At 36.2% G+C, this 20,760-nt stretch carries 18 protein-coding genes; 8 read left to right on the top strand and 10 right to left on the bottom strand.

Features of this window, described 5'->3' with window-relative positions; translation table 11 throughout:
* The 5 genes from ACFX5E_RS15075 to ACFX5E_RS15055 all read left to right on the top strand — a co-directional run.
* Positions 1-4,209 (top strand): T9SS type B sorting domain-containing protein (locus ACFX5E_RS15075; RefSeq protein WP_379855988.1); only part of this gene is annotated, 4,209 nt, incomplete at its 5' end.
* A 46-nt stretch (positions 4,210-4,255) separates the two neighbouring features.
* Positions 4,256-5,230, top strand: a complete 975-nt coding sequence (locus ACFX5E_RS15070; RefSeq protein ID WP_379855986.1) for a PorP/SprF family type IX secretion system membrane protein — start codon at positions 4,256-4,258, stop codon at positions 5,228-5,230.
* 170 nt (positions 5,231-5,400) lie between these two features.
* Positions 5,401-6,588, top strand: coding sequence for a phosphoglycerate kinase (locus ACFX5E_RS15065; protein WP_379855985.1), 1,188 nt, complete (start codon positions 5,401-5,403; stop codon positions 6,586-6,588).
* Between the two features lie 189 nt (positions 6,589-6,777).
* On the top strand, positions 6,778-7,755 hold the full coding sequence (locus tag ACFX5E_RS15060) for a DUF4837 family protein (RefSeq protein ID WP_379855984.1): 978 nt from the start codon (positions 6,778-6,780) through the stop codon (positions 7,753-7,755).
* Between the two features lie 46 nt (positions 7,756-7,801).
* On the top strand, positions 7,802-8,248 hold the full coding sequence (locus ACFX5E_RS15055) for a GNAT family N-acetyltransferase (protein ID WP_379855983.1): 447 nt from the start codon (positions 7,802-7,804) through the stop codon (positions 8,246-8,248).
* On the opposite strand, the gene ACFX5E_RS15050 is transcribed toward ACFX5E_RS15055, so the two are convergent.
* The 3 genes from ACFX5E_RS15050 to ACFX5E_RS15040 all read right to left on the bottom strand — a co-directional run bounded on the left by ACFX5E_RS15050 (position 8,249) and on the right by ACFX5E_RS15040 (position 11,250).
* Positions 8,249-9,055, bottom strand: coding sequence for an OmpA family protein (locus ACFX5E_RS15050; protein WP_379855982.1), 807 nt, complete (start codon positions 9,053-9,055; stop codon positions 8,249-8,251). It lies immediately after the preceding gene.
* A complete protein-coding gene (locus ACFX5E_RS15045; RefSeq protein ID WP_379855981.1) occupies positions 9,055-10,692 on the bottom strand; it encodes a S41 family peptidase in 1,638 nt (545 codons plus the stop codon). Before ACFX5E_RS15045 ends, ACFX5E_RS15050 begins: the two co-directional genes overlap by 1 nt.
* Positions 10,693-10,809: 117 nt before the next feature.
* Positions 10,810-11,250, bottom strand: coding sequence for a ribonuclease P protein component (locus ACFX5E_RS15040; protein WP_379855980.1), 441 nt, complete (start codon positions 11,248-11,250; stop codon positions 10,810-10,812).
* 125 nt (positions 11,251-11,375) lie between these two features.
* Here ACFX5E_RS15040 and ACFX5E_RS15035 point away from each other — a divergent pair, with 125 nt between their 5' ends.
* The 3 genes from ACFX5E_RS15035 to ACFX5E_RS15025 all read left to right on the top strand — a co-directional run bounded on the left by ACFX5E_RS15035 (position 11,376) and on the right by ACFX5E_RS15025 (position 13,857).
* Positions 11,376-12,110 (top strand): lysophospholipid acyltransferase family protein, encoded by a 735-nt coding sequence (locus tag ACFX5E_RS15035; protein WP_379855990.1) that lies wholly within the window; start codon positions 11,376-11,378, stop codon positions 12,108-12,110.
* A gap of 10 nt (positions 12,111-12,120) precedes the next feature.
* Positions 12,121-13,110 carry an acyl-ACP desaturase gene (locus ACFX5E_RS15030; RefSeq protein WP_379855979.1) on the top strand — a complete coding sequence of 330 codons (990 nt, stop codon included), beginning with the start codon at positions 12,121-12,123 and terminating at the stop codon, positions 13,108-13,110.
* An 84-nt stretch (positions 13,111-13,194) separates the two neighbouring features.
* A complete protein-coding gene (locus ACFX5E_RS15025) occupies positions 13,195-13,857 on the top strand; it encodes an HD domain-containing protein (RefSeq protein WP_379855978.1) in 663 nt (220 codons plus the stop codon).
* Between the two features lie 190 nt (positions 13,858-14,047).
* Here ACFX5E_RS15025 and ACFX5E_RS15020 read toward each other — a convergent pair whose 3' ends face one another.
* From ACFX5E_RS15020 to ACFX5E_RS14990, 7 genes are all read right to left on the bottom strand, one after another.
* On the bottom strand, positions 14,048-14,449 hold the full coding sequence (locus ACFX5E_RS15020; protein ID WP_379855977.1) for a hypothetical protein: 402 nt from the start codon (positions 14,447-14,449) through the stop codon (positions 14,048-14,050).
* 70 nt (positions 14,450-14,519) lie between these two features.
* Complete coding sequence (locus ACFX5E_RS15015; protein WP_379855976.1) at positions 14,520-15,302, bottom strand: enoyl-CoA hydratase/isomerase family protein; 783 nt, start codon at positions 15,300-15,302, stop codon at positions 14,520-14,522.
* 11 nt (positions 15,303-15,313) lie between these two features.
* Entirely contained in the window at positions 15,314-16,786 is a 1,473-nt protein-coding gene (locus ACFX5E_RS15010; protein ID WP_379855975.1) for a sensor histidine kinase, read from the bottom strand.
* A gap of 2 nt (positions 16,787-16,788) precedes the next feature.
* Positions 16,789-17,343, bottom strand: a complete 555-nt coding sequence (locus ACFX5E_RS15005) for a CopD family protein (protein WP_379855974.1) — start codon at positions 17,341-17,343, stop codon at positions 16,789-16,791.
* On the bottom strand, positions 17,330-18,685 hold the full coding sequence (locus tag ACFX5E_RS15000; protein ID WP_379855973.1) for an MATE family efflux transporter: 1,356 nt from the start codon (positions 18,683-18,685) through the stop codon (positions 17,330-17,332). Before ACFX5E_RS15000 ends, ACFX5E_RS15005 begins: the two co-directional genes overlap by 14 nt.
* Positions 18,686-19,741, bottom strand: a complete 1,056-nt coding sequence (hemH, locus tag ACFX5E_RS14995; protein WP_379855972.1) for a ferrochelatase — start codon at positions 19,739-19,741, stop codon at positions 18,686-18,688.
* Between the two features lie 99 nt (positions 19,742-19,840).
* Entirely contained in the window at positions 19,841-20,716 is an 876-nt protein-coding gene (locus ACFX5E_RS14990; protein WP_379855971.1) for a helix-turn-helix domain-containing protein, read from the bottom strand.
* Positions 20,717-20,760 lie beyond the last annotated feature (44 nt).

Genomic DNA, 20,760 nt, shown 5'->3' with positions numbered 1-20,760 from the left:
ACGTATAACTATCAGGTATTTGATAGCTCAAACAGCCCGGTAGGTGGAATAGTTGCAGCCAATACAGCTACGAATCCACAGTCAATCAACGGATTGTCAGCAGGAAATTACACGGTAATGGTTACGGAAACGGCAAGTCCATTCTGTATAAAAATTACCAATGTGGTTACCGTTGGTTCACCAAGCGCAGCTGTATCATTAACAGCTACTACAGTCAACGACAATTGTAATGTAAATGCAGGACATATTGTTGCAGACGCGCAAGGCGGAACGACTCCTTACCTGTATCAGATTTTACCTTCAGCCAGTGCAGCGCCACTTGTAACAGGTCTGGGTTGGGTAGCTTCAAACACTTTAAATGCAGAATCAGGGAATTACGTAGTGTACGTAAAAGATGCCAATGATTGTCCGCAATCGCTTCCGGTTACAATAGGATTAGACCCAACTCCTGTAATAGCGGCGGTTCTAAACAACCAATGTGCTCCAACGGAAGGGAACTTTGCTATAGACGTAACGCTTACCACAGCGGGAATGGCTCCTTACAGTTATAGTGTGGATGGCGGTGTATACCAAAGCCAAACGGCACCGTTTACGATATCCAATTTATCATCAGGAGTTCATACGGTTGAAGTGAAAGATTTTAACGGATGCGGAAATAAAGTTAATGTAACTATTCAAGCGCCATTAGGACTTGCGCCAACAGTTACGGCATTGCCAAGCTGTGCGACCAATGATGGTGTTATTACGGTAACAGGATCGGGCGGAACAGGCGTGTATACGTATTCAATAGTTCCTAGTGCTGGATCAATCACTTTAGCAGGAAATGTATTCTCAGGAGTACCTGCAGGAGCTTATACCATCACCATTACCGACGGAACAACAACGTGTACGAAATCTGTGCCAGTTGTGTTATCAGCACCGACACCGGTAACGTTTAGCACTACCAAAACAGATGTAAGCTGTAATGGAGGAAACAACGGAACAATAACAGTTGTTTTACCGGGGTCTAATGACAATCCTAGTTACACATATACCTTAACGGCTACTTCAGGTCCTGCATTAGTTGTAGGTCCACAAAGCAGCAATGTATTTACAGGATTAACGGCCAGATCATATGATATTACGGTAAATTCAGGCAGAGGCTGTAGTTTAACACAAACACAAACAGTTACAGAACCTAGTGTTTTAACAGTAGATGCTTTGTTATCATCAGCAACACCGTTTGGATGTGCTGCAGACAATACGGTAAATACAGCTACAGTTACGATAAAGGAAACTGCAGGAACAGGAACAGCTCCTTATACGTACAGTATAGATGGAACAAATTATTTCCCGACAAACACTTTCAGTATAATTGATAATGGTACTTCTTATAGTCTGCCGATTTACATCAAAGATGCCCATGGATGTCCTGCAACTGGTTCAGTTGCGGTAACTAAATTGCCAAAATTGATTAATGCTACAGTAGGTATAAACGGAGCGATTGATTGTAACAATACGGGCTCTGTTGCGATAACCGTAACAGGAGGTTCAGGCAACTTCAGTTACCAATTATTGCCAAGTGCAGCAACACAGCCATCAAACATATTTAATATCACTACACCAGGAACGTATAATTTCCAAGTGAATGATCTAACGACAGGATGTTATATCGCCACACTGCCTTATGTTGTAGCGCCATTCAACTCTATTGATGCTGTTGCCACGGCAACCACACCGGTGACATGTTTTGGAGATACAGACGGAGCAATCGAGATTAGTGTTAGTGGTTATACAGGAACGTATAACTATCAGGTATTTGATAGCTCAAACAGCCCGGTAGGTGGAATAGTTGCAGCCAATACAGCTACGAATCCACAGTCAATCAACGGATTGTCAGCAGGAAATTACACGGTAATGGTTACGGAAACGGCAAGTCCATTCTGTATAAAAATTACCAATGTGGTGACCGTTGGTTCACCAGCTTCACCTTTAGCGTTGTTGGCTTCTGAAACGGCAAATGTTACTTGTACCAATAATCAAGGAACGATAACCGCAGTTGCCACTGGCGGTTGGGGTATCTATAAGTTTGAATTAACAGGACCAACAACTGTGGCATATTCTGCGCAAAATACTTTCACCAATTTAACAGCTGGTCCTTATACAATAAATGTAAGAGATAGTAAAGGATGTGTGGCTACAACAACTGTAACCCTAGTGATTCCGACACCAATTGCTGTAACCGCAAGCTCAGACATTACGCTTCTAGGCTGTATGAGAGATAAAAACGCTACGATTACAGTTGACTTACCTACAGGTGGTCAAGGATCAAATTATTTATATACCTTAAACACGACATCCGTTACTCCGCCAACTGCGTCAGGACCACAAGTTTCTCCTGTATTTAGTGGATTGGGAGCAGGAACGTATAGCATTACGGTAACAGATGGATACAGTTGTTCAGCTACTTCGGCTGCTATTGTTATCGCTGAGCCAACAGAGGTTAAATCTAATTTGGTAGTTGCAACAACACAAACGTGTTTAACACAAACATCACTTACTTTGAGTGCAACGGGTGGAACAGGGCTTTATACCTATAGTAACACTGCATCTTTTACTACTATTTTAGGTTCGTTTGCTTCTTCGGTAACCTTCCCGGTACCAGTAGGAACGTATGTTTATTATGTTAGAGATGCCAACGGATGTGTTGCTGATGTTTCTAATCAAATCAAGATTGATCCATTGCTGGCACTAGTAATTAATTTAGATAAGACAAATGCTGTCATTAATTGTGCAGGAGACAATACGGGTTTTATTGTTGCAACAGCGCAAGGAGGACTTGGTAATTATATTTATACGCTGCAGGATGCAGCTGGAAATACCCTCACTACTGTTCAAGCCAGTCCAGGTGTTTTTACTCAACTTTTTGCTGGAAATTATCAGCTAAAAGTAGATAGTGGTGATTGTACAACAACTTCATCAATTATTACTATTACCCAGCCGTTAGCTCCATTAGCAGCACCATACACAGTCAAAGATGTAACTTGTAATGGGTCAAATAACGGATCAATCGAAATTAATGCTTCTGGAGGAACCGGTATTATCAAATATGCTATATCTCCTAATTTAAACCAGTTTGTTAATGATAACATTTTTGATAAACTGGCATCTGGCGCTTATGATGTAATTGTCCAAGATGTATTGGGATGTTATATAAAAATTAATTTCACTATAAATGAACCGGACTTAATAAGTGTAGTGACAGATCCATCGTCTATAATTCCTGAAGTTTGCGAAGGAGATAAAGACGGGGAATTCAGCATCACGATTTCAGGAGGAACGGCTCCATATAGTGTTAGTTTAGATAATCCTAACGGAACGTATACAACGGGTACTGCTACGCAGACCGACTTTGATTTTATTGGATTAACAGGAGGTGCTCATGTTGTTTATATTCGTGACAACTCAGACTGTAATACAGAATGGTCTGTACCGTTACCAGAATCGATACGAATAAATCCAATAGCTGTAATCAATTACGGTTGTGTAAATAACGTTGCCGCCAATACGGTTACTGTAACTGTAGATGCGAGTATAAAGGACCTATCAGATATAGATTATTCGCTAGATGGAGCAACATATCAAACAAGTAATGTATTTACAAATGTAGCTCCAGCAACAGGTCATTATATTGATGTAAGACATACAAATGGATGTATCAAAAGGACAGCCAATTTCGATATTGTACAAGTTGATCCATTGGCATTAGTCTTAAGCGATGGCGGATTAAATGAGATTGTGGCGACAGCAACTGGCGGCGGCGGATCATATCAGTATTCGCTGAATGGGGAATCTTATGGAACTAAGAATACTTTCATCATCTACAAATCGGGAGATTATACAGTTGAGGTAACGGATGCAAATGGTTGTGTTGCTACTGCCACCCGATATTTTGAGTATATCGATGTATGTATCCCAAATTACTTTACACCAAATGGTGATGGAGTGATGGATGGATGGGCTCCTGGATGTACAATCAATTATAAAGATTTGACTTACGACATTTTTGACAGATACGGACGAAAAATTGCGTCCTATCGTTTAGGCGAATATTGGGATGGTAAATACAGAGGCGCTGAACTTCCTTCTGGAGATTACTGGTATGTTTTAAAATTGAATAATTTGAAAGATGCTCGAGAATTTGTAGGTCATTTTACCCTTTACAGATAATTAACAAAAACCAATGGCCATGGTTTCCCAAATTAAAATGATCCAAATGAAAAAAATAATAATATCTCTACTTCTTTTGACTGTAACATCTGGTTACAGTCAAGAGTTAAATTTGCCCGTTTTTACCCAGTATTTATCGGATAATCATTTTGTAATATCTCCAACATTCGCAGGTATTGGAGATAATCTTAAAATTAGAGCCAATGGGTTAACACAATGGGTAGGCATTAAGGATGCTCCAAATAATCAATCCGTGTATGCCGATTTTAGAATTGCCGATCAATCCGGAGTTGGAATGTCTTTCTATAATGACAGCAATGGGAATACTAGACAGACGGGTGCTAAATTCTCCTTTGCACATCATCTAATATTGGATTATTACACCAAACAATACTTGTCTTTTGGTATTTCCTATAACATTAATAATTTCAAGATAGATATTAATAACTTTAATCCTACCTATGAAGCGCCTGTTTTAGACCCAAGTATTACGGACAATAGATTTGTATCAAACAATAATTTTGATGTAGGGGCATTGTACAGAAACAAATCGTTTTATCTGAGCTTTAATGCCAGTAATATTTTGAATAAAAACGCTGATAAATTTTCAGGTATAGAGCCAATATTACTAAGGAATTATCAGGTTTATTCCGGATATGTTTTTAAAAGTCCTACCAATAACAGAGTAGAGTATGAGCCATCAGTTTTCTATCAATATTTTGCCAGCGACAAACGCTCCAGTACAGATGTTAATATAAAATACAGGCATTTTAATAAATATGAGGATTACTATTGGGCGGGAATATCGTATCGTTTTTTGAATGATCAGTTTTTCAAACCGTTAAATTTGGGTCCAATGGTCGGTTTTAAGAAGTCTAATTTTTATTTTGGATATGCCTACCAAGTTACACTTAATCAATTGGCTGCATACAACACTGGAAACCATGTTGTTACAATAGGACTTGATTTTCTGGCAGGAATCAGTAACTGTCCGTGTACGCAAAGTCCGGTTCATGATTGATTATTCGTATAAATTTCGGCGTTTTTTCATTTAAAAATCGTGTTAGCTATTAATTTACAACGATTTCGTTACTAAAGACGGGGTTTATTTGATTTCATCAAATTCATTAATAATCTAAAAGTTCTATATTTGTTGTCATTACAAAATTAAACAAACTAAAAACAGAACTAATGAAAACTTTAAACGATTTTGATTTCAAAAATAAAAAAGCCATAATCCGCGTAGATTTCAACGTGCCTTTAGATGAAAATTTTAATGTAACGGATGCTACGCGTATTGAGGCGGCAAAACCGACAATTGACGCCATTCTTGCTCAAGGCGGAAGCGTAATTTTGATGTCGCATTTAGGAAGACCAGCAGGGGTTGAAGAAAAATACTCATTGAAACACATTCTAAAAACTACATCAGAAGTGCTTGGAGTTCCTGTTCAGTTTGCTTCAGACTGTATTGGTTCCGCAGCTAAAGATGCAGCAGCTAAATTACAGGCTGGAGAAGTTTTATTATTGGAAAATTTGCGTTTTCACAGCGAAGAAGAAGCTGGAGATGTTGCTTTCGCAAAAGAACTGGCATCACTTGGTGATATTTATGTGAATGATGCTTTTGGAACGGCACACAGAGCACACGCTTCGACAACGATTATCGCTCAGTTTTTCCCTACGGAAAAATGTTTCGGATTATTATTGGCTAAAGAAATTGAAAGCCTGAACAAGGTTTTGAAAAACAGTAAAAAACCAGTAACGGCAGTTCTAGGCGGATCGAAAGTGTCTTCTAAAATTACCGTTATAGAAAATATTCTGGACAAGGTGGATCATATGATTATTGGAGGTGGAATGACATTTACTTTCGTGAAAGCATTAGGCGGAAAAATAGGAAATTCTATCTGTGAAGATGACAAACAAGAATTGGCATTAGAAATTTTAAGATTGGCTAAAGAAAAAGGAGTTCAAATCCATATTCCTGTTGATGTTGTTGCTGCAAATGCATTTTCAAATGATGCCGAAACGCAAATTGTTGATGTGAATGAAATTCCAGACGGATGGCAAGGTTTGGATGCAGGTCCAAAATCATTGGCAAACTTTGAAAAAGTAATCATGGAGTCTAAAACCATACTTTGGAATGGACCATTAGGCGTTTTCGAAATGGAAAATTTCGCTAATGGAACAATTGCTCTTGGTAAATATATTGCAGCTTCTACCGAAAACGGGGCGTTTTCTCTTGTAGGTGGTGGAGATTCTGTTGCTGCTGTAAAACAATTTGGTTTGGAAGACAAGATGAGTTATGTTTCTACTGGTGGAGGCGCCATGCTGGAAATGCTGGAAGGTAAAGTATTGCCTGGAATTGCAGCCATTTTGGAATAGTTACAATTCATATTTAAAATTACTTCAGCCGATTTAAAACATTGAAATAATTTATCTGGTCGCAATTTCAGACCAAAAAAATGGAATGATATTCGCGGGGAAGATATTAAACCCGGAATGAAGCTAAAAATAAACGGATAATACAATTAACTTCTATAAATTTGGGTTTTATTTTATAATTTAATTATAATGAATAGAGCCCATTTTTTATTTCTTTTTATTTCCTTGATCTTCTTTTCGTGTGAAAAGAAAAGTGACCATTTACCTCGAAAAACAACTGGCAAAATTAATACGATATCCGTTATTATTGATGATCAGTTGTGGAATGGCGAAGTAGGGGACAGCATTCGAAATAAGTTTGCATCACCAGTTATTGGTTTGCCCCAGGAAGAACCTCTTTTTACCATAAATCAATATCCGATTAAGCTTCTGGAAGGTTTCATGACCGATAACAGAACAATTATCGTATTAAAAAAGGGAGATGAAAATAAGTTTGAAATAATGAAAAATCAGTACGCATCACCTCAAAATGTGTTTCATATTTCAGGAAAAACAGGGGCTGATATTATAAAAATCCTCGAAAAGAATGCCCCCAAAATCATACGGTTAATCAAGAAAATGGAAATAGCCGAAAGTCAGAGAATTAACCGCCAATCGCTACTCAGTCCAAAAATTATTGCCAACAAATTCAATATTTCACTAAAAATCCCTTCTACTTACACCTATGTGCTTCATAAAAGTAAATTTATATGGCTGAAAAAGGAAATTATCGGCGGTAATACTAGCTTACTGATTTATGAAGTTCCTATAGGTTCCATAAAAAAGAATTCAAACTTGATTACCAGCATTATTAAAATGCGAGATTCAATAGGTGATTTATATATTAGCGGTACCGAGCCAAAATCTAATATGATTACGGAAGAAGCCTATGCGCCCTATCTTTTCAAGATCACTCTTGATGGAAAAAAAACCTATGAGACTAAGGGAACCTGGGAGCTGAAAAATGATTTTATGGCCGGACCTTTTATCAATTATGCGATTGTTGACCAGGAAAATGTCAGAATCCTTGTCTTAGAGGGTTTTTGTTATGCTCCATCAAAAGAGAAACGCGATTTGATGCATGAATTAGAATCCATCATAAAATCGGTTGTTGTTTTGAAAAACTAATTTTTATTTTCTTTAATTTGCATTCTATATTATTTATAAAAACCACATGATGTTAAAATGGAGTATAAAGCCTTTTGAGGAACTTTCTGTTCATGAACTATATGATTTACTACGATTACGAAGCGAAATATTTGTAGTGGAACAAAACTGTGTTTACCTTGATCTTGATGGCAAGGATAAAGTGGCGTTGCATCTTTTTGGTGAATACGAGGGCAAAATTGTGGCTCATGCCAGGCTTTTCAAAGCGGGAATCAGTTTTGATAATGCTTCAATTGGGAGAGTAACCGTTGATGCAAATTACCGCGACAGGAAATGGGGTCATGACTTAATGCGTGAAGCTATTGCTGGTGTTCTGCTTCATTTTGGCGAAAGCCAAATTAAAATCGGAGCCCAATTATATCTTAAAAAATTCTATGAAAGCCATGGTTTTGTTCAAACCAGCGAAATGTACTTAGAGGACGATATTCCGCACATTGAGATGAAACGAGAATAACTATATTTTCAAAATAATAAATTCTACTCTTCTGTCAAGTGCGTCGCCTTTTCCAAGAGGGAATTTATTACCACAACCTTTGTAGCTCATTCGAAGACTATTGATGTTTTTTGATATTAAATATTTGAACACATTGCGGGCACGATTTAACGAAAGTTTCCTTTCATGCGTGGCTTCATCTATTGCATCGTCAAAATAATTGGGCGTGCAACAGACATGGCCTCTAATTTCAAATTGAAGTGTTTGATGTTTTTGCAAAAGCAATGCAATTTTATCTAATTCCTTTTTTGATTGTAATGTGAGCTCGCTTCTTCCTAATGCAAAAAGAATGTTTTCTAAATAGATACGATCGCCAACTTTGTGGTTTTCTTGAAAGGAATTATAAATACCTTTCCCGTAACTATTTTTCTTAACAACAAACAGATCAACTCGTCGGTTTTTATTTCTAATTTCCGTTAGGTCCTCAATGGAGTCTTTTTGAATAATCACACGTCCCTTTCCTTCAATAATAACAATTTTATTTTTGCTAAAACCATTGTAAGTTAGGATGTCTTGGACTGTTTTCACCCTGCTTTTTGATAATGTATAATTATAATCGTTCGCTCCGCGGTCATCACAATAGCCGTAAATTTGAATAGATTCTATTTTAGAAGTATCTGCATTTTTTGCAAAATCAATAATGGTTTTAATTTGTTGGTTGTAAAGAGTTGATTTGTCAAATTCAAAATACAAGGTCTCAACCGGTTTTTCTTGGGCTGTTAGGTGGCAGAAAAACAGTAAAAGCAGTATTCGGAAAATAGTTGTCATTAGATTTTCAAAATAGATTTATACTCTGAATTGTTGTCTAAAATGGTAATCGCTTTTTTAATTTCTGTATTATTTTTGATGTAGTATTGATACAATCCCTCCTGGTATTGGTATCTTTTTATAATTTCATCTAAAATAAGATTCTTGATTTCCTTCTGATTTTTATCCAATAATGTTTCTTCGCTTTTTTGAAGTGCACTTAGCAATTGTTGGTATTCTAAAGTGATAGATTCATGTATTTTTTCTTTTTTGGCTATAGCCAAAGTATTTTTCAGTGCCAATTCTGTTTCGGTGTCAAAAGAGAAATTTTGGGCTTTTAAAAACTGTTTAAAGTCTAAATAATCGGAATCAGAAATTGACGGGATGCGATCCCCTAACGTTGGATTTTTGTAATAATAACGAGTTACGTAATTAAAAATCCCATCATTTTTTATCAAGGCATTGGTGATTGGACTTAATTTTGTTTCATTAAGTTCTATATCTGGCTGAATACCGCCTCCATCATAAACCGTTCTTCCTTTTCGAGTCTTGAATGCGTTATAGTTTTTTTCTTGGGTTCTTACAGCAACGCCATTTTTGTCTTTATGAGTATAATCTAAGGCTTGAATACATCTTCCCGAAGGCGTGTAATAACGTGAAATTGTTACTTTTAGCTGCGTCCCATACCTTAAATCTACAGGTCGTTGCACTAGTCCTTTTCCGTAACTTCTACTTCCCAATACCACTGCGCGATCCAAATCCTGTAAAGCACCGGAAACAATTTCAGAAGCGGATGCGCTTTTCCCGTTTACAATAATAATTAACGGAATCTGAGTATCAATAGGCTCTTTGTTCGTTTTATAGGTATTGTTGTGTTTTTCTATTTTTGATTTTGTCGTTACAATTATTTCGTTTTTTGGAACAAAGAGATTACATATATTCACGGCTTCATTCAAGAGTCCGCCGGGGTTGTCTCTTAAGTCCAATATAATTCTTTCGGCACCTTCCCTTTTTAGTTGTTCTAGTGCTTCTTTGGTTTCAAGGGAAGCTTTTTTATTGAAATGCAGTAAAACGATATAGCCCGTCTTTGCGTCAACTTTTCCAAAAAACGGCACCGACTTTATTTCGACTTCATCAAGTACAATTTGGGTAGTATTTGTTTTTCCTTGACGGATATATTTAATAGCAACTTTAGTGTTTTTTGCTCCTTTTAAAAGCTGAGAGGCATCTTCTTTGAAATCGGATAAAAGGACATCGCCTATCTGAATAATTTCATCCCCGGGTTTAAGTCCGGCTTTATCGGCAGGGAAATTTTTATATATTTCTTTTACCGTAAGCTTGTCCTCTTTTCGAGTTAATAAAGCACCAATTCCAGTATATTCTCCCGTATTGTTTATTTTAAATTTTACTACATCCTGTTCATTAAAATATACAGTATAGGGATCAAGACTTCCCAACATTCCATTGATGGCTTTATCCATTAACTCACCAGGATTTGTCTCATCAACATAATTCTTATTCACTTCCTTAAAAAGGGTAGTGAATATCTCTATTTGTTTTGCAATTTCAAAAAAATCGTCTTTGAAACTCGCTCCAATAAACAGAAATGCCGAGGCAGCAACCGGAATTATGAATTTTTTTTTGAAAAAGAAGTTCATGGGTTTCGTTTAACTAAATTTGTGACCGCTAAAATAAGAATAAATAGCCAATAATAATTAAAGTATTGTGTGTAAAGACTATATTACTTAATTTGACTAAGACAAAAATTATAATTTTTATAAATCCGTGGTGTTTTCTGGTAAAATAGTTTTGATATTTTGTTGCAGAAACTTGTCAAACAATTGAATTGTCTTAGTGTTGATTTCCTCATAAGACAAGCGGTCTTTGCTTTGGTAAAACAACATAAATGCATACGGTTTATCCAAGTTATCCAGCAATAAATGTTTGTTGAGTCGGTAGGTTTCGCGAAGCACGCGTTTGAAATAATTACGGTCAACCGCTTTTTTAAAATGTTTTTTTGATACTGAAACTCCCATTTTTATATTTTGTGCCGTCCCCGATCCCGACGCTTCGGGACGGGATTCGGGTTTTTCCAAAGAACCGGAATAATAAACTAATCGTAAAGGATATTTAGATACAGATTTTCCTTCGGAAAATAATAATCCAATGGTAATTTTACTTTTTAGCTTTTCGTTTTTTGGGTAAGTGAAGTTCATTTTGGGAGAAAAAAGACATGGATTTTAGTCCGCAAAGTTACAATTAAACCATGAGTCTATATATTGTTTGGGATTTAAATCGGGCTAAAAATATATTTCTTACTTTTGTGGCTAATTTTTTAAGCATGCAAAAACTAATTTCGTATCCCATATCCATAATTTATTATTTGTGTTTTGGTCTTATATTGGTCATTTTTCATCCCATTCAATGGTTTTGTTTTACTGTTTTTGGTTATCAGGCGCATAAAAAAAGTGTGGATTACATGAACTTTCTTTTGGTACGATGCACTAATCTTTTAGGAACGACGTATAAATTTGAAAACAAAGAAAATATTCCAAAAGATGTTCCTTTGATTTTTGTTTCGAATCATCAAAGTCTATACGATATTATTGCAATGATTTGGTATTTACGCCGTTTTCATTGTAAATTTGTAAGCAAAAAAGAATTAGGAAAGGGGATTCCAAGTGTTTCGTATAATTTACGACATGGAGGTTCTGTCCTTATCGACCGCAAAGACCCTAAACAGGCTATTCCGGCCATCAAAGGTTTAGCTGAATATATTGAAAAGTACAAACGATCGGCGGTTATTTTCCCCGAAGGAACTCGAAGTAAAACAGGGAAACCTAGAGAATTTTCGCAAACCGGGTTCAAAATATTATGCAAAAGTGCGCCATCAGCATATGTGGTTCCAGTAACCATAAACAATTCTTGGAAAATAGTTAAATACGGATTTTTCCCCTTAGGTTTAGGAAATCACCTTACCTTTGTAATACATAAGCCATTAGCAGTTAAAGACTATAGTTTCGAGGAGCTAATGGAAAAAACAGAACAAACAGTTATACAAGGAATAAAAATTTAATTTATATACAATGTCAATAAAAAACATTCGATTAGAAGTAATGCAGTTTTTGGAAAAAAACGTGGATAGCTTTGTTGATCAGTACTTAATCCCAGTAGAGAAAATATGGCAACCTGCTGACTTTTTGCCTAATTCTGAAAGTGATACCTTTTTTGATGAGGTAAAAGAATTACGTGAAATAGCAAAAGAATTACCGTATGATTTCTGGGTTACTTTGGTGGGTGATACCATTACCGAAGAAGCTTTGCCAACCTATGAATCCTGGTTAATGGATGTAGATGGTATTGATAACGTGGAGAGAAATGGATGGTCTAAATGGATCAGACAATGGACCGGAGAGGAAAATCGTCACGGAGATTTGCTTAATAAATACTTGTATTTGTCAGGTCGTGTGAACATGCGTGAAATCGAAATGACGACGCAGCACCTTATCAACGATGGTTTTGATATTGGTACTGGAAGAGACCCTTATAAAAACTTTGTTTACACCAGTTTTCAAGAATTGGCAACGTATGTTTCTCATAACCGAGTGGCACAAATGGCTAAGAAATATGGGGATAACAAATTGTCTAAAATGTGTAAAATGATTGCTGGTGACGAAATGCGTCATCATCATGCCTATAGTGAATTTGTGAACCGTATTTTTCAAGTAGACCCTAGCGAAATGATGCTTGCTTTTCAATATATGATGAAAGCAAAAATTGTTATGCCAGCACATTTCTTGAGAGAATCAGGACAAAAGATCAGTACTGCTTTTGAACAGTTTTCTGATTCTGCGCAACGAATTGGCGTTTATACCGCAGCGGATTATGTAGATATCATGCAAAAATTAATTGAAAAATGGGAAATTGACAAGATTTCTGGTTTGACTGATGAAGCAGAGAAAGCACGTGATTATTTGATAAAATTGCCAGCAAGAATGGCTAGAATATCAGAAAGAATGGTAATACCTCAAGAATCCCATATTTTCAAATGGGTAGAGCCAGCTTTAGCACGATAGAATTCTGAGTTCGAATAATGAATAGAGAATGTTGAATTTTGAAGTTGTTTAGCTTCAGGATTCAACATTTTTTGATAAAAACCAATGTCATCCATGATCAAAGAAAACATAATAGATAAAACCATTCTTTTTGTTAAAGAAAAATTAGAAAATGCCGAAGGTGGACACGACTGGTTCCATATTGAAAGAGTGTATAAAAACGCTGTTTTAATTTCCAGAAATGAAGTTTGTGACCCTACAATTGTTCGTTTGGGTGCTTTGCTTCATGATATTGCGGATAGTAAATTTCATAACGGAGACGAAACAGTGGGTCCCAGAATAGCGCGTGAATTTTTAGAAGCACAAAACACGTCCAAAAAAACGATAGAGCACGTAATAAATATCATTGAAAACATCTCGTACAAAGGCGGTAATTTCGAAAAGAAATTCTCTTCTATTGAATTGGATATCGTTCAGGATGCAGACCGTTTAGATGCCATTGGTGCAATTGGAATTGCAAGAGCGTTCAATTATGGCGGATTTAAAAATAGAACGCTGTACGATCCTAAAATCGCCCCAAAAGCGAAGATGTCAAAGGAAGAATACAAGAAGAATGATTCTCCAACCCTGAATCATTTTTACGAAAAGTTATTGCTGTTAAAAGATAAGATGAATACGGAAACCGGGAAACAAATTGCACAAGAAAGACATCAGTATATGCAAGGATTTTTGTCGCAGTTTTATGCGGAATGGGAAGGAGAGAAATAAGTAAGCAGTGTTTAGTTTTTAGTATTCAGTTTGTTGACGTTGAAATAGTACTGCTCTACTTCAAAAAAATCGATTTCAGTTTTGTTTTATACTCAAACCAAGAACTGATCACTGACCACTATTTTAAATTTCAGATGTTTATTGATTGCTGATTCTTAAATCAAAAATCAGCAATCGTTAATCCAAAGTCTTAAATTGAAATTCCTTTTTCTTTCATTTCTAGGATAACATTCGAAGGGTTTTTAAAAGTAGGCGCTTGTTCCACAATACTTCCCACTCTTTTTTTATTGAGTTTAAAGGTGATATCGTTTTCCGTTGTAAATAGCAGCGCCGTCAAAAAAGGGTTATTTATGAAGGGTGATAAAATCATGAAGGCTTCATCAAGTGTATGGAAACTTTCTATTTCTTCCGTTTTATATCGCGCGGTAACCGAAAGGCTGAAAATATCATCGTTCAATACCGGGCGAACGTAAATGTTTTTTAATTCGGTATCACCAATAGTTTTAGCCAAAGTTAATTTAGCGTAAGTTCCATTTTGGATGCTTTCTTTTACCTTTTCCCAAAATTGGGCAAATACAGGTTGGTAAGACATAAGTTGAATTTTAGATAATGTATTGTTTTTTAGCATAATCGACAGTCTTTCGACTGTGACCGAATAGTTTTTATTTTCCTTTGAATGCTGCTTTTCTTTTCTCTAAAAATGCTGTTGTTCCTTCTTTAAAATCTTCGGTTCCAAAACATTTTCCAAACGCTTTTATTTCGGTTTCATACCCGTTTTTACCTTCTTTGAAGTTGGCATTGACTGATTTGATGGCTTTGCCAATAGCGTAAGGAGAATTTTTCATTATTCTTTGGGCAATTCCTTTACAAAATTCTAAAAGTTCTGCCTGTGGCACCACATGATTTACTAATCCAGCTCTGTAGGCGTCTTCAGCGGTAATCATTCCCGCGGTCATAATCATTTCCATTGCGCGACCTTTGCCTACTAATTGTGGCAAACGCTGTGTTCCTCCATAGCCTGGAATCAATCCAAGTGAAACTTCAGGAAGTCCCATTTTAGCATTGTCAGAAGCAACTCTGAAATGACATGCCATGGCTAATTCTAATCCGCCTCCAAGAGCAAAACCATTGATTGCGGCGATTACAGGAGTTTTTAGATTTTCTATATAATCAAATAATTTTGCTTGTCCTTCAGCTGCTAATTGCATTCCTTCTTCGATAGAAAAGTTTGCAAATTCTGCAATATCGGCTCCGGCAACAAAAGCTTTTTCTCCACTTCCAGTTAAAATGATAACACGAATTTCATTGTTTTTTCCTAATGTTTTAATTGCTTTATGCAAATCAGAAATAGTCGCCGCATTCAATGCATTTAGTTTTGTAGGACGATTAATGGTAATCGTTGCAATATTATTTTCTGTTGTAATTAAAATACTTTCGTAATTCATAATTGTGATTTTTAATTGTTAATTATTGGGAGAGAAACTGTAAAAGTAGTTCCTTTTCCAAATTCAGATTCAAAGGTAATCGTTCCTTTATAATTTTCGATGATGTTTTTAATAATACCAAGACCAAGACCCATTCCGCTGCTTTTGGTAGTGAATTTTGGTTCGAATATGCGACTGATATCTTTGGCTTGAATTCCGATCCCGTTATCGGCAACAGTTATCAAGACGTTGTTTTGCTCTTTTTTTACCGTTACGATTATGGATTTGGAATCTTGGTTTTCAGGAATGGCTTGAATCGCATTTTTGACTAAATTTGTAATTATTCGAATGAGTTGTGTCCGATCTATTTTCGAAATAATTTCAGGAGAATCACTTGCAAAAACAATGTATTCCTCATTGAAAATATCCATAGCCAGATCAACCACATTAACGACATTTAGCGTTTCATTTTGCTGTGCCGGCATCGAAGCAAAATTTGAAAAGGCTGACGCAACGGCGCTCATCGTATCAATTTGTTGAATCAATGTCTCTGAGTAATCTTTCATCTTTTGAATTACATCGGTATCATTAGGATCAAATTTTCTTTGAAAACTCTGTACAGTCAATCGCATTGGAGTAAGCGGATTCTTGATTTCATGAGCCACCTGTTTTGCCATTTCGCGCCACGCTTCTTCGCGTTCGCTTTGCGCTAGTTTTATCGCGCTTTTTTCCAGTTTGTCCACCATTCCGTTGTAAGCTTTGATCAACAGATTAATTTCTTTGCTACTGGCCTCTAATACGATTTTTTCGTTTTTTTGATTCAAACTGGTTTCGCTCAACTTATCGGAAATCGTTTTTAGCGATTTTGTAATGTATGTCGAAAGGAAATAGGCGATTGCAAAAGCCACAATCAGCATAAAAGAATACACCTGGCCCAAACGAATCAAGAAGCTGTTTAATTCATTTTCATAGAAACCATCATCTTCTACATAAGGGAGATTCAAAATACCAAGCGTTTTGAATTTATCATCTTTTATCTGGCTATAGGACGATCGATTCTTTACGCCATTAATTGTTTTAATGTCTACATATCTTTTTTCTATGGAGGAACGAACTAATTTTAGGATGTATTTTGGAATAGAAGGCGATACCTTGTCTACAGAAAATGATTCCTTGGATGATTTCAGCAGTTTTCCGTCTAAGCTGTAAATATTGATTTCAATACTGTGAATTTGCGCCAGTTCGTGAATTTTATCTTTAAAAATCAAGCCTAAATTCTCAGTTGTCAAAGGATATGTAGTGGTTGAAAGGACATAATTGATATGTTCTTTTATCGCGTCTTCTTTTCGTTCTAAGCGTTCTTGATGGTATTCTTTAGCTTCGTTTTTGAATTGAATGATTGAAATAGTAGCTAACAAAATGGACGCCATGATTATCAATACAATCATGGATAGGAAAATCCTGATTCGTAAGGAAAGCATCGACATTTTAAAGTTCTTGAACATAATTAAGATTGATTTCTTTCTCGAATGCGTTTGTAAAATTTAAATCCAAGCATAATTAAAAGTGAAAAGAGAAAAATTCCAACTACACCGTAAATCCAGTTCACCGCATTTTTTAAAATTACTAAAAACACCACCGCAAAAAGGATAATCGTTGCGACTTCATTCCACAATCGCATGAAAGTTGTTGTGTATTTTACTTCGTCATTTTGCAATTGCTTGAATATTTGTTGGCATTTTGCATGATACAAATACAACACAAATACAAAGCCAAGTTTTACATGCATCCAAGGCATTTTTAACCATGCTTGGCCTAAATCAGTAAATAACAACATCCAAAAAGCAAATATACTTGCTAAAACTGCCGATGGCCAAGTAATAATATACCAAAGACGATACGTCATTATTTTATATTGTTTTTGCAGAATTTCCTTCTCCGGAGATGATTTTTCAGCAGCTTCAATTTGGTAAACAAACAAGCGAACAATATAAAATAATCCCGCAAACCAGGTTATTACAAAGATAAGGTGTAAGGATTTAAGGTAATTATAATATTCCATCGTTAGTTTGAATCAGTTTTGTGTTTATTTCTTTTTTTAGGAAGTAGCCGGTTAATAATGTTGAAAGCACATCGGCAATTGGGAATGCAATCCACACGCCAAAAATACCTAAAAAATTTGGTAGTATCAGCACCAGCGGAATTAGGAAAAATCCTTGCTTGCTTAAGGTCAAAAGCAAGGCTTTTTTTGCTTTTCCGGCGGCCTGAAAATAAGCCGCACCAATGAGTTGAATGGCTATGATTGGCGAAGCCGCAAAAACCCAGCGCAAAGCTCCCGGAGTTTCTGCAATTACTTTTGGGTCTGTTGTAAAAATGGCAACTATAGGTTCGGCAAAAATTAGAATAACCACAAAAATCAGCGTGGCTAAAATGGCGGCGTATTTTATCGAAAGTTGTACACTTTCCTTAACTCTGCCATAATTCTCAGCACCGTAATTAAAACCGGCTATAGGAAGAAAACCTTGTGTAATTCCCAGAATTGGAAACAAAGCAAACATTAGCATTCGGCTGATGATTCCATAAATTGCAACAGAATGTTCGCCTCCGTAGGTATATAAAGTATGATTTAGAATTATGGCTAAAATGCTGACTACTCCTTGTCTCGAAAAAGTGACAATGCTCAGTTCTGTTATTTCTTTTATAATTGGAAGTTTAAACTTAAAATGTCTCGCCCTTAGTTTTAATTCACTTTTAAAAATAAAAAACCATAGTACAAATGCAAAGCACATGAAATAGGAAATTGCGGAAGCCATTGCGGATCCAAACATACCCAAATTCATAAATTTTATAAAAACGATGTCCAAGGCGATATTTGCAAAAGCAGGAATAATCATGGCGACCATCGCGAATTTAGCTTTTCCCTCCGCCCTAATAATATTGTTGCCCATCATACAAAGAGCCAAAAACGGAACCGATATGATGATAGGAAAGAAAAATTCTCTTGCGGGTTTCATGATAGATCCTTTTGCACCAAACAGCATCAGCATTTCGTTGCTGAAGAAAAGACCAAAAACAACAAAAATCGATGACAATAAGAATGTCATCATGATTTGATTGGCAAAGGTAATTTTTGCTTTTTCACGATTATTTGCGCCCAAAGCTCGTGAAAACACAGAGCCTCCGCCCACACCGATCGCCATTCCCAAAGAGGAAATTAGAAAAGTGATAGGCAGGACAACCGTTACCGCTGCAATGGCTAAGGAACCAATCCATTGCCCGACAAATATGGTATCAATCAAAATATTGACCGACATGAATAAAATCCCAATAGAAGAAGGAACCGCTTGTTTAATCAAGAGTTTTTTGATGTCCTGTGTTCCTAATTCATCAGAAGCAACAGTCATTTAAGCGTTTGCTTTTTCAGAGTCTACTTTAACGGATGACGAGGCGTTCGACCAATTTGTAATCCAATTGCTCACTGTTTTGCACCAATCGTCGCTGTCATTCAAACAAGGAATTGCTAAAAATTCTTCACCTCCGTGAACTTTGAACTCATGATTGGCTTCCATCGCAATTTCTTCCAAAGTCTCTAAACAATCGGATACAAAAGCAGGGGTTACAACGGCAAGTTTTTTAATTCCTTTTTCAGGCATTTTGTTTACTTCAACGTCTGTGTAAGGCGTCAGCCATTTGTCTCCTGCCAATCGAGATTGAAAAGTCTGGCTGTATTTTCCTTCTGGGATTCCCAGTAATTTTATGACTTGTTTGGTAGTTTGGTAACATTGGTGACGGTAGCAAAATTCATGCGCCGGCGAAGGCGTATTACAACAAGAACCATCAATTTTACAATGTGATTTGGTGATATCCGTTTTGCGAATGTGACGCTCAGGAATTCCATGATAGGAGAATAATAAATGATCGTAATCAAAACCTACTAAGTGACTTTTAATAGAATCGGCCAGATTTTGTAAATAATCAGGTTTGTTATAAAACGCTGGAACTATCGTAAATTTCATTTCCGGGAAATATTTTTTACGGTGTTCTTCTGCTAGTTCTAATATTGTAGTGGTAGAGGCCATTGCATGTTGCGGATACAAAGGGAAAAGCAGCACTTCGGTCACACCTTTGTCATGCAGTTCTTGTAAACCAGATAATAGAGACGGATTACCATAACGCATAGCTAAGGAAACAGGAATGTCAACTAATTGTTTTACTTTGGCGTGCATTCTTTTGGAGATAACCACAAGCGGCGAACCCTCGTCCCACCATATTTTTGCGTAAGCGGCAGCAGATTTTTTAGGTCTTGTTTGTAAAATTATCCCACGAACTAATAATGCTCGTAACAAAAACGGAACATCAATTACGTATTTATCCATTAAAAACTCATCTAAATACGGTTTAACGTCTTTAGCAGTTGGACTTTCCGGAGAACCTAAATTAACTAATAATACACCTTTCATATTGTTTTTTTTTGTTGGTACAAAAGTAATTAAACTTACTTTTTTATAAATTGCGATTAACTATTTTTTATTTATTGTTTAATATAGGAAATCAATTCTTTACGGCATATTTGGGTTGATTGACATCAAATATTTCTTTGGCGTGGTGGCAAATTTCTTTTTGAATGCCGCTATAAAATGACTTCCGGTGCTGTACCCGATTTTCAATCCTACTTCGTTTACATTATAAGAGCCGCTGTCGAGTAATTTTCGTGCAAAATCCATTTTGTAGTCAAATAGAAAACCATAAACCGTATCACCATAAATTTGTTTGAAACCCATTTTTAGTTTCTTTAAATTCAAACCTATTTCATCGGCTAATTCTTGTAATCCTGGCGGTTCGGCCATATTGGCAATAATAATTTCTTTGGCCTTTCTAATCTTCATTACATTGTCCTCATCTATTAAGAAAGGACATTGTTCTGCGTTTGGATCTTCGGTTCTATTGAAATACAAACTCAATAATTCATATCCCTTTCCTTTATAATACAGGTTTTTTATAGATGGATGCAAGCTGTAATGAAACAATTGCGATAAGACAATTGCCATTGATGGGCTGATATTTCCTTCGTTATAATATTTTTTGTCCTTATTGTCAGCGCTCAAAAAAGTAATATAATCCGCTTCGGTAGAGAATAAAGCATGAAATTTTTTGATGGAAATAATCACTGATATCACCCAGGAATTTGGAGCTAATTCCAGATTTAAGGGAAGTTCCTTCTGTGGATTGTATAAAAGTAACGATTTTTCCTCTTTCAGTTCCAAAGCATAATTACCTTGGTTAAAGATAAACTTAGCATTTCCTTTTAATCCAAAATGAAACTGGATCAATCCGCTGCTTACTTCACGCTGGGCTTGAAAGGAATCGGTGCCATCATTCTGAAAGCGAATTAGGGTAAAATCATCTTCTATTTTTATAATTTCTTGAGAACCCATAGCGATATTTTTTTAATATGAAAATGATAATTACCAAGTCTATT

It is taken from the genome of Flavobacterium xylosi, assembly GCF_042787345.1.
GTDB lineage: Bacteria > Bacteroidota > Bacteroidia > Flavobacteriales > Flavobacteriaceae > Flavobacterium > Flavobacterium xylosi.
The sequence above is the reverse complement of the archived record's forward strand: the minus strand, read 5'-3'. Positions and strand labels throughout refer to the sequence as shown.